General features: G+C 68.3%; 3 protein-coding genes. All 3 read right to left on the bottom strand.

What is annotated here, in order from left to right; all coding sequences use genetic code 11:
* Positions 1 to 5,533, bottom strand: a 5,533-nt coding sequence (locus AC1D0I_RS31340; protein ID WP_477399999.1) for a DUF4347 domain-containing protein, incomplete at its 3' end; no start/stop codon positions are given.
* 111 nt (positions 5,534 to 5,644) lie between these two features.
* Positions 5,645 to 6,421, bottom strand: coding sequence for a DUF4347 domain-containing protein (locus AC1D0I_RS31335; RefSeq protein ID WP_477399997.1), 777 nt, complete (start codon positions 6,419 to 6,421; stop codon positions 5,645 to 5,647).
* A gap of 838 nt (positions 6,422 to 7,259) precedes the next feature.
* On the bottom strand, positions 7,260 to 11,666 hold a 4,407-nt coding region (locus AC1D0I_RS31330), incomplete at its 5' end, for a beta strand repeat-containing protein (RefSeq protein WP_477399995.1).

The following is an 11,666-nucleotide window of genomic DNA, read 5'->3' as shown; positions in this document are numbered from 1 at the left end:
AACCAGTGGCGCCGGTCGAACCAGTATGACCCGTTGCTCCGGTTGCCCCGGTAGAGCCAGTCGCACCGGTAGAGCCTGTCGAGCCGGTATGGCCGGTCGCACCCGTCGAACCCGTTGCTCCGGTCGAGCCGGTTGCTCCGGTGGACCCGGTATGACCAGTCGCACCCGTCGAACCCGTGGCGCCGGTCGAACCCGTTGCTCCGGTCGAGCCGGTTGCTCCGGTCGAACCAGTGGCGCCGGTCGAGCCCGTCGAACCAGTGGCGCCGGTCGAGCCGGTTGCTCCGGTCGAACCCGTAGCACCTGTGGCTCCAGTTGCCCCGGTCGAACCTGTTGCGCCAGTCGAACCCGTGGCACCGGTAGAGCCAGTTGCTCCAGTCGAGCCCGTCGCTCCGGTATCGCCAGTCGCACCTGTGGCACCAGTCGAACCCGTGGCGCCTGTGGAGCCAGTAGCTCCAGTCGAGCCGGTTGCTCCTGTATCACCAGTTGCGCCGGTGGAACCCGTAGCACCTGTGGCTCCGGTTGCACCGGTCGAGCCAGTAGCTCCGGTATCGCCGGTTGCGCCAGTCGCACCTGTGGCGCCGGTATCGCCGGTCGCACCTGTAGCTCCCGTTGCGCCGGTATCGCCGGTTGAACCCGTGGCGCCTGTAGAGCCAGTCGCTCCAGTCGAGCCGGTTGCTCCGGTATCGCCAGTTGCGCCTGTGGCACCTGTGGCTCCAGTTGCCCCGGTCGAACCCGTGGCACCCGTATCGCCGGTCGCACCTGTTGCTCCAGTGTCGCCAGTCGCCCCGGTCGAACCGGTCGCTCCGGTATCGCCCGTGGCACCAGTCGAGCCGGTTGCTCCAGTCGAGCCGGTTGAGCCTGTCGCTCCGGTCGAACCGGTGTCGCCAGTCGAGCCGGTCGAACCCGTTGCACCAGTGTCGCCAGTCGCACCCGTCGAGCCAGTTGCGCCGGTCGAACCAGTCGAGCCAGTCGCACCAGTCGAGCCGGTGGCTCCGGTCGAGCCGGTATCGCCAGTCGCACCAGTCGAGCCAGTCGCTCCCGTCGAGCCCGTCGCTCCGGTCGAGCCGGTATCACCAGTTGCACCTGTCGAGCCAGTTGCTCCGGTCGAGCCAGTCGCACCAGTCGAGCCGGTTGAGCCTGTCGCTCCGGTCGAACCGGTGTCGCCGGTCGAGCCGGTCGAACCCGTTGCACCAGTGTCGCCAGTCGCACCCGTCGAGCCAGTTGCGCCGGTCGAACCAGTCGCGCCGGTTGCTCCAGTCGAGCCGGTCGAGCCAGTCGCTCCGGTCGAACCGGTGGCGCCAGTCGAGCCGGTATCGCCAGTTGCACCTGTCGAGCCAGTCGCACCAGTTGCTCCGGTCGCGCCCGTCGAACCCGTAGCGCCCGTCGAACCGGTATGACCCGTTGCTCCAGTCGAGCCGGTTGAGCCGGTAGAGCCGGTAGAGCCGGTATGACCAGTCGAACCCGTCGCGCCGGTATGGCCGGTGGCGCCCGTCGAACCCGTGGCGCCCGTCGCACCGGTATGACCCGTTGCTCCAGTCGAGCCCGTCGCGCCGGTATGGCCGGTCGCACCTGTGGCACCGGTTGCTCCAGTCGAACCTGTGGCTCCAGTATCGCCAGTGGCACCTGTCGAGCCAGTTGCTCCCGTCGCGCCGGTTGCACCGGTCGAACCCGTGGCGCCTGTAGAGCCGGTCGCACCCGTCGAGCCTGTCGCTCCGGTCGAGCCTGTCGCTCCGGTCGAACCCGTTGCACCAGTGTCGCCAGTTGCACCTGTCGAGCCAGTCGCACCCGTCGAGCCAGTTGCTCCGGTCGAGCCGGTCGAACCCGTCGCACCAGTGTCGCCAGTTGCGCCTGTCGAGCCGGTATCGCCAGTGGAACCCGTATCGCCCGTCGCACCTGTGGCACCCGTATCGCCAGTCGCACCTGTGGCTCCGGTTGCACCTGTAGACCCTGTAGCTCCGGTATCGCCGGTTGCGCCAGTTGCGCCCGTATCGCCAGTCGCGCCTGTGGCTCCGGTTGCTCCAGTCGAACCCGTGTCGCCGGTTGCTCCGGTAGAGCCCGTCGCTCCGGTATCGCCAGTGGCGCCGGTAGAGCCCGTCGCTCCGGTATCGCCCGTCGCTCCGGTTGAACCCGTAGAGCCCGTCGCGCCGGTATCACCAGTCGCGCCGGTGGAACCCGTAGCACCTGTGGCTCCGGTTGCACCGGTCGAGCCAGTAGCTCCGGTATCGCCAGTCGCACCTGTGGCTCCAGTTGCCCCAGTCGAACCCGTGGCACCTGTAGAGCCAGTGGCTCCGGTCGAGCCAGTCGCGCCGGTATCGCCTGTGGAACCCGTGGCGCCGGTATCGCCGGTCGCACCGGTGGCGCCGGTTGCTCCAGTCGAACCTGTGGCTCCAGTATCGCCAGTGGCGCCTGTCGAGCCAGTTGCTCCCGTCGAGCCAGTTGCACCGGTATCGCCAGTCGCACCTGTCGTGCCAGTTGCGCCGGTCGAGCCCGTCGCACCAGTCGAGCCGGTGGCTCCGGTCGAGCCAGTGGCACCCGTCGAGCCTGTCGCTCCGGTTGCACCGGTCGAACCCGTTGCGCCGGTATCGCCGGTCGCGCCTGTGGCTCCGGTTGCTCCAGTCGAACCTGTTGCACCGGTAGAGCCCGTCGCTCCAGTATCGCCGGTTGCGCCGGTTGAACCAGTGGCGCCAGTATCGCCGGTCGCGCCGGTGGTACCAGTCGAACCCGTTGCGCCGGTATCGCCGGTCGCACCTGTGGCTCCGGTTGCTCCAGTCGAACCTGTGGCTCCCGTATCGCCAGTGGCGCCTGTCGAACCCGTGGCGCCGGTATCGCCGGTCGCACCTGTGGCTCCGGTCGAGCCGGTGGCGCCCGTATCGCCGGTCGAACCTGTGGCTCCGGTTGAACCGGTCGAGCCAGTAGCTCCGGTATCGCCAGTTGCGCCAGTCGAACCCGTGGCACCGGTATCGCCGGTTGCGCCGGTCGAACCTGTTGAGCCCGTCGCTCCGGTATCGCCGGTTGCGCCTGTGGCTCCGGTTGCACCCGTGGCGCCTGTATCCCCGGTTGCGCCAGTCGAACCCGTGGCGCCCGTATCACCAGTGGCGCCATTCGAACCCGTGGCGCCCGTATCGCCGGTCGCACCTGTGGCTCCGGTTGCTCCCGTCGAACCCGTAGCTCCCGTATCGCCGGTTGCGCCGGTCGAACCCGTGGCGCCGGTATCGCCGGTCGCACCTGTGGCTCCGGTTGCTCCAGTCGAACCCGTGGCGCCCGTATCACCAGTCGCACCTGTGGCTCCGGTTGCTCCAGTCGAACCTGTGGCTCCCGTATCGCCAGTTGCGCCTGTCGAACCCGTGGCACCGGTATCGCCGGTCGCGCCTGTGGCTCCGGTCGAACCTGTGGCTCCCGTGTCGCCGGTCGCGCCGGTCGACCCCGTGGCGCCAGTATCGCCGGTCGCACCTGTGGCTCCGGTTGCTCCAGTCGAACCAGTAGCTCCCGTATCCCCTGTGGCGCCGGTTGAACCCGTGGCGCCTGTATCGCCGGTCGCGCCTGTGGCTCCGGTTGCTCCAGTCGAACCCGTGGCTCCCGTATCGCCAGTTGCGCCTGTCGACCCCGTGGCACCGGTATCGCCGGTCGCGCCTGTGGCTCCGGTCGAACCTGTGGCTCCCGTGTCGCCGGTCGCGCCGGTCGACCCCGTGGCGCCAGTATCGCCGGTCGCACCTGTGGCTCCCGTATCGCCAGTGGCGCCGGTTGAACCCGTGGCTCCGGTATCGCCGGTTGCGCCAGTCGAACCTGTTGCGCCGGTATCGCCAGTTGCCCCTGTCGAGCCGGTGGCGCCCGTATCGCCGGTCGCACCTGTGGCTCCGGTTGCTCCGGTCGAACCTGTGGCACCGGTAGAGCCCGTGGCTCCGGTATCGCCGGTTGCGCCAGTAGAACCGGTATCACCGGTCGCGCCTGTGGCTCCGGTATCGCCGGTTGCACCAGTCGAGCCCGTATCGCCTGTGGCGCCGGTTGAACCCGTGGCGCCGGTATCGCCGGTCGCGCCTGTGGCTCCGGTTGCTCCAGTCGAACCTGTGGCGCCAGTATCGCCCGTGGCGCCAGTAGCTCCAGTCGAACCTGTGGCGCCCGTATCGCCGGTCGCACCTGTGGCTCCGGTTGCTCCAGTCGAACCCGTAGCGCCGGTATCGCCAGTCGCGCCAGTAGAACCCGTGGCGCCCGTATCGCCGGTCGCGCCGGTCGAACCTGTTGAGCCCGTCGCTCCGGTATCGCCGGTCGCACCTGTGGCTCCGGTTGCGCCGGTCGCACCCGTAGCGCCAGTATCGCCCGTGGCGCCAGTCGAACCTGTGGCACCGGTATCGCCGGTTGCACCTGTGGCTCCGGTTGCTCCAGTCGAACCTGTGGCGCCCGTATCACCAGTCGCGCCTGTGGAACCAGTGGCGCCCGTGGAACCAGTGGCGCCCGTATTGCCGGTCGCACCTGTGGCTCCGGTGGCGCCAGTCGAACCCGTGGCACCAGTCGCACCTGTGGCGCCGGTCGATCCTGTAGCGCCCGTGGCGCCGGTCGCACCTGTCGCGCCCGCACCTGTCGAACCCGTTGCGCCGGTCGAACCCGTGGCGCCGGTGGCACCCGTCGCGCCCGCACCCGTCGCACCTGTGGCGCCGGTCGGGCCAATGTTTGTTCCGGCAGATGAAGGGGTTACCGCAAAGACACCGTTGCCGGCAATGGCGTCCGCACCGGCAACCGTAACCGCACCAACGCCAGAAGCCGGAACCGTAAAGGTTCCTGCCGCAACTTGGGTAAAATCCTGATTGGAGTTGTTACCCGACTGTGGGACGAGCGCAGTAATTGTATATGTTGTCGCCACTCCAGTCGAAGGAACGTTTATTAAAATCGCAACTGACGAGAAGACGGGAGGAGAGCCACCGACCGCCCTAGACGGAAGCGAGAAGCTGCCAACAATAACGCCGGTAGAAGTGGTGACATAGTATTCAACAGCAAAGACTGCACCGGTTGTATCAAGCGTCCCATTAAGGGTAACTTCCACGCTCAAGATGCCCGAATAGCTCGCGACCCCCGCCGTCGTCAGCGGCGCCGTTTGCCCGCCCGCCAGCTCCCATTGTCCACCCAGGGACGCCGCGCCGACCAAAGCGTTGGCGGCGCCGACATACACCCCGGTAGCATCCTCGAGGCCCTCGACAAACGCCTCACCCGCCGCGCCGCGACCCGTCTCGCAGCTCCACAGCCGCAGGTCGCCGTCTTCGGCCAGGGCCCGGCCGATCGCGGCCAGGTCGCCGGCGTCGCGCGTAAGCGTTTCGCGCGACCATTCGCCGGCTGCGAAGGCGACGCGCCCAGGCGCGCCGTGGGCGATGATGTGCACGGCCGCAAGGCCTTGGCGGCCGGCCAGCGCCGCCGCCATCTGTGCGGCCGCCGGCCGCGCAGCGTCGAGGAGCACCGGCTGCACGCCGGCCCGCAGCCCGGCAAGGATGGCGGGTATGTCGGTGACGGCAGGATCGATGAACAGGACTTCGGGCTCAAAGGTCATGGCTCGCCCGCTCTGAGCGTATGCGGGCGAAACCTTGAGTGTCGATGCGTAAAGGCCCAGCGTGGCGGCCGGGCTATGGAAGGGATCTGATGTGAGGTCCTTCAGCATGGCTCACCCCTTCGGCCCGACGGCGCCGGATGGAGGCGCGGGCACATCCACAGTGAAGCCAGCCGAGGTGAACTTGCCGCTTTCGTCAAAGACGCCGACGTCGAGGCTCGTCGCTCCACCTGGCACCCTGACGGCGATCCGGAAGGCGTTGTTGGCCATGTTCGGCAGATTGAGGTTGCCAACGATTGTGCCGTGGTCCCTGTCGACCACGAAGTAGGTCGTCGAGCCGCCCGTCATGCCGGTTGGGATCAAGCCGGAGATCGTGATCTCGATCGCGGCAAGCACTGCTGCGTAGCCCATGATACCCTCCTCCGTCAGCGGCGCCCGCGCCGCGGTGTTCCTTGTCAGTTTCCATCGTCCGCCGAGCGTCGGCGACCCAACCAGGTCGGTGGCGGCCGCAACCGGCGCCCCCGCCGCGCGCGCCAGCGCATCGACAAAATCGGCTCCGGCAGCGCCGGCGCCCGCGTCACAGCTCCACAGAAGCAGCTCGCCGGAGCCTCCCAATGCCTGGCCGATCGTGGCGAGATCGGCCTCATCGTGCTGCAGCGTGCGCGCCGACCAATCGCCGGCCGCAAAGCACACCCGCCCGGGCGCGCCGTGCGCGATCACGTGCACGGCGTCGAGGCGGTCACGAGCTTCGAGCGCCCGTGCCATCTGGCGCGCGGCCGGGGATCTGGCATCGAGCACGATCGCCTCGACCCTTGGCCCCAAATTGCCGAGGATCGTGCCTAGATCGGATACCGATGGATCGACGAAAACGAGTTCGGTGGCGCTGGCCATGGCGAGATCCCGCTGGTTCAAATTGGGTTCAAGCTGAGAGCATCCGCCGGCGACGCCCGGCGCGGCGGGGTCGGGCCCGCGGGCAGGCCGCGCTGTGCTGAGATTTTCATGGAGGGCGGAACAGCGGCGGCCAAGCTGCCAGCCGCCGGCTGCGGCGGTCCGTCGCCGCTGTCGGATTGCGGGCCTATCGACGCCGGAAATCGCTCCGCGCCGGGCCCAACTCGCACGCAATCTCACCCCACCCACGACACACTCCCGCCACTGGTCACGCCGACGGATCGGCGTCCAAACGCGAGGGAACTCTGGAACGGGAAACCTGTCCGCCTCCGTGGGCGGGCAACGTTGACGCGGCTTTCAAGGCGCGCTCAAAGAACGCGCCTCCATCATCGCCCGCGATGTGGCTTAACGACCCCCAGATCCTTCCCCAAAACTTCGCAGGACGTCGGCAACCCTACCGCGCGACCTGCGGACACACCCCGTGTCACACATTAGTAAAATCGAAAATTAGGGATTTGTAAACTATAAAGTGGAGATTTGGTCAATGGCCAGGAACAAGATGGCCGAACTTGGCCAGTATCGAAGAGCCGAAGCCGCGCAGATTCTTTTTGAAAATCGCATGCTTGGCGGCTTCATTTCCGTTTGCGCCGACTTACTAAAAATAATCGCCTCGCCAGGCCGATCCGCTGCCCTCGCTGGAAGCCAGAGATGGCCAGCGGAGGGTTTTCCGCAAGACGATGCCGCACCGACAAGAAGTGGAAACGCGCGAACTTCCAGCGAAGTCCGCGCGCCCCTTTTTCAAACCTGGACCAGTCTCCGGACGTGGTCCATTTAACATTCCTTATTCATGCGGCTTCAAGAGATCCTTCAGGGTCGTCTTGATGGAATGATCGTCGCTGGCGTAGCCGGCGCCATGCTTGGTCTGGTCCGAGGTGAGATCCGAGCTCGCCCCCGACGGCTTGTTGTGGTTCTGGCCAAATCCGCTCATCGTCTTGAGGACATTGAGCAGGTCTGTCGACACCGATGTAGACGCCAGGCCGATCAGGTTGCGGAACGACGCATGGCTGTCGTGATCACTGTTGCCATGTGTCGAGCCCGACTGCAGGAATTTTGCAGTGTCCTTGAGGCCGAGTGAGGTGGAGGTGACGCTGGCTTTGTGACCAGGGCCGTTTTCGCCATTGTTATGGTTCCCGGAACCACCAGGTGCATCCTGATCTCCATTGCCAAAGCCGTTATTGCCATGGTTGTGGTCATGATCACCTGTTCCACCGCCCGAGCCCGTGGCTCCGGTCGCACCTGTCGAACCAGCCGTACCTGTTGCTCCGGTCGAGCCAGTCGCTCCGGTGTCGCCGGTCGAGCCTGTCGCTCCGGTATCGCCGGTCGCACCCGTGGCTCCGGTTGCTCCAGTCGCTCCGGTGTCGCCGGTGGCGCCGGTCGAACCTGTCGCTCCAGTATCGCCGGTCGCACCCGTGGCTCCAGTTGCTCCGGTGTCACCGGTGGCGCCGGTCGAGCCAGTCGCTCCGGTATCGCCGGTGGCGCCGGTCGAACCCGTCGCTCCGGTATCGCCGGTCGCACCCGTGGCTCCGGTTGCTCCAGTTGCTCCGGTATCACCGGTGGCGCCGGTCGAGCCAGTCGCTCCGGTATCGCCGGTGGCGCCGGTCGAGCCAGTCGCTCCGGTATCGCCGGTGGCGCCGGTCGAACCCGTCGCTCCGGTATCGCCGGTCGCACCCGTGGCTCCGGTTGCTCCAGTTGCTCCGGTATCACCGGTGGCGCCAGTCGAGCCCGTCGCTCCGGTATCGCCGGTCGCACCCGTGGCTCCGGTTGCTCCAGTCGCTCCGGTGTCGCCAGTGGCGCCGGTCGAACCCGTCGCTCCGGTATCGCCGGTCGCACCCGTGGCTCCAGTTGCTCCGGTCGAGCCAGTTGCGCCGGTATCACCCGTGGCGCCGGTCGAACCCGTCGCTCCGGTATCGCCGGTCGCACCCGTGGCTCCGGTCGCTCCAGTCGAACCCGTTGCACCAGTGTCGCCAGTCGCACCGGTCGCTCCAGTCGCTCCGGTATCGCCGGTGGCGCCGGTCGAGCCAGTCGCACCCGTCGAGCCGGTTGCTCCGGTCGAGCCGGTCGAGCCCGTCGCACCAGTGGAGCCGGTGGCTCCGGTCGAGCCGGTATCGCCAGTTGCACCTGTCGAGCCCGTCGCACCCGTCGAGCCAGTGGCACCCGTCGAGCCTGTCGCTCCGGTCGAACCGGTTGAGCCTGTCGCTCCGGTCGAACCGGTGTCGCCAGTCGAGCCAGTCGAACCCGTTGCACCAGTCGAGCCGGTGGCTCCAGTCGAGCCAGTTGCCCCGGTCGAGCCGGTCGAACCCGTTGCACCGGTGTCGCCAGTGGCACCCGTCGAGCCAGTTGCGCCGGTCGAACCAGTCGCACCAGTCGAGCCGGTGGCTCCGGTCGAGCCGGTATCGCCAGTTGCACCTGTCGAGCCAGTCGCACCCGTCGAGCCAGTTGCCCCGGTCGAGCCGGTTGCTCCAGTCGAGCCGGTCGAGCCCGTCGCACCAGTCGAGCCGGTGCCCCCGGTCGAGCCGGTTGCTCCAGTCGAACCAGTCGAGCCAGTCGCACCTGTCGAGCCGGTGGTCCCGGTCGAGCCGGTTGCTCCAGTCGAGCCGGTCGAGCCCGTCGCACCAGTCGAGCCGGTGGCCCCGGTCGAACCGGTATCACCAGTTGCACCTGTAGAGCCAGTTGCGCCGGTCGAGCCAGTGGCACCCGTCGAGCCTGTCGCTCCGGTCGAGCCGGTTGAGCCTGTCGCTCCGGTCGAACCGGTGTCGCCAGTCGAGCCAGTCGAACCAGTCGCACCAGTCGAGCCGGTGGCTCCGGTCGAGCCGGTTGCGCCGGTCGAACCAGTCGAGCCAGTCGCACCCGTCGAGCCGGTGGCTCCGGTCGAGCCGGTTGCTCCAGTCGAGCCGGTCGAGCCAGTCGCACCAGTCGAGCCTGTCGCTCCGGTCGAACCGGTATCACCAGTTGCACCTGTCGAGCCAGTTGCGCCGGTCGAACCAGTGGCACCCGTCGAGCCAGTTGCGCCGGTCGAACCAGTCGAGCCAGTCGCACCCGTCGAGCCGGTGGCCCCGGTCGAGCCGGTTGCTCCAGTCGAGCCGGTCGAGCCCGTCGCACCTGTCGAGCCGGTGGCCCCGGTCGAGCCGGTATCACCAGTTGCACCTGTCGAGCCAGTTGCGCCGGTCGAGCCAGTGGCACCCGTCGAGCCTGTCGCTCCGGTCGAACCCGTCGAGCCAGTTGCACCAGTCGAGCCGGTGGCCCCGGTCGAGCCGGTTGCTCCAGTCGAACCAGTCGAGCCAGTCGCACCAGTCGAGCCGGTGGCCCCGGTCGAGCCGGTTGCTCCAGTCGAACCAGTCGAGCCAGTCGCACCAGTCGAGCCGGTGGCTCCGGTCGAGCCGGTATCGCCAGTTGCACCTGTCGAGCCAGTCGCACCCGTCGAGCCAGTTGCGCCGGTCGAGCCAGTTGCGCCGGTCGAACCAGTCGAGCCAGTCGCTCCGGTCGAGCCGGTATCACCAGTTGCACCTGTCGAGCCGGTCGCACCCGTCGAGCCAGTGGCACCAGTCGAGCCGGTGGCTCCGGTCGAGCCGGTATCACCCGTTGCACCTGTCGAGCCAGTTGCTCCGGTCGAGCCGGTTGCTCCAGTCGAGCCGGTCGAACCTGTCGCTCCGGTCGAACCGGTGGCGCCAGTCGAGCCAGTCGAACCCGTTGCACCAGTGTCGCCAGTCGCACCTGTCGAGCCAGTTGCGCCGGTCGAACCAGTCGAGCCAGTAGCACCAGTCGAGCCGGTGGCTCCGGTCGATCCGGTTGCTCCAGTCGAGCCGGTCGAGCCAGTAGCACCAGTCGAGCCCGTCGCTCCGGTCGAGCCGGTATCACCCGTTGCACCTGTCGAGCCCGTTGCTCCGGTCGAGCCGGTAGCACCTGTCGAACCGGTGGCGCCGGTCGAGCCAGTCGCTCCGGTATCACCCGTGGCGCCGGTCGAGCCAGTCGCTCCGGTCGAGCCCGTTGCACCCGTGGTTCCTGTTGCACCGGTGTCGCCAGTCGCACCTGTCGAACCAGTCGCTCCGGTCGAACCGGAGGCGCCGGTCGAGCCAGTCGCTCCGGTATCACCCGTGGCACCAGTTGAGCCAGTCGCTCCGGTAGAGCCCGTTGCACCCGTGGTTCCTGTTGCACCAGTGTCGCCAGTGGCACCTGTCGAACCAGTTGCTCCGGTCGAACCGGAGGCACCAGTTGAGCCGGTCGCTCCGGTAGAGCCCGTTGCACCCGTGGTTCCAGTTGCACCAGTGCCGCCAGTCGCACCTGTCGAACCGGAGGCGCCGGTCGAGCCAGTCGTTCCGGTATCACCCGTGGCGCCGGTCGCACCTGTTGCTCCGGTTGCGCCGGTGGAGCCCGCGGCTCCGGTATCACCGGTGGCACCAGTCGAGCCGGTCGCTCCGGTAGAGCCCGTAGCACCCGTGGTTCCTGTTGCACCAGTGTCGCCAGTTGCACCTGTTGAACCCGTCGCTCCGGTCGAACCGGACGCGCCGGTCGAGCCAGTCGCTCCGGTATCACCCGTGGCGCCGGTCGCACCTGTGGCTCCGGTTGCGCCAGTGGAGCCCGCGGCTCCGGTGTCGCCCGTCGCGCCAGTCGAGCCGGTCGCACCTGTCGAACCAGTCGCTCCGGTCGAACCGGCGGCGCCGGTCGAGCCAGTCGCTCCGGTGTCGCCCGTCGCGCCTGTAGAACCCGTGGCGCCAGTGGAACCTGCGGCGCCGGTATCACCTGTGGCTCCGCCTGCGCCAGTCGCTCCCGTGGAGCCGCTCGCGCCCGTGGCTCCGGTCGAGCCGCCTGCGCCAGTCGAACCTGTTGCACCCGTGGCGCCGGTATCACCTGTGGGTCCGCCTGCGCCAGTCGCACCCGTCGGGCCGCTTGCGCCAGTCGCACCGGTCGGGCCGCTCGCGCCAGTCGCACCGGTCGGGCCGCTCGCGCCAGTCGCACCCGTCGGGCCGCTCGCGCCAGTCGCACCCGTCGGGCCGCTCGCGCCAGTGGCACCGGTCGGGCCGCTCGCGCCAGTGGCACCGGTCGGGCCGCTCGCGCCAGTCGCACCGGTCGGGCCGCTCGCGCCAGTCGCACCCGTCGGGCCGCTCGCGCCAGTCGCACCCGTCGGGCCGCTCGCGCCAGTCGCACCGGTCGGGCCGCTTGCGCCAGTCGCACCTGTGGCTCCGGTCACACC

It is taken from the genome of Mesorhizobium sp. P2_D1 (assembly GCF_056404455.1).
Note: the sequence above shows the minus strand (reverse complement) of the source record. Positions and strands in the feature narration are given on the sequence as shown.

Coding starts and splice junctions, on each gene's coding strand:
- AC1D0I_RS31335 (WP_477399997.1), bottom strand. CDS start 6,421: ATGGCCAGCGCCACCGAACTCGTTTTCGTCGATCCATCGGTATCCGAT.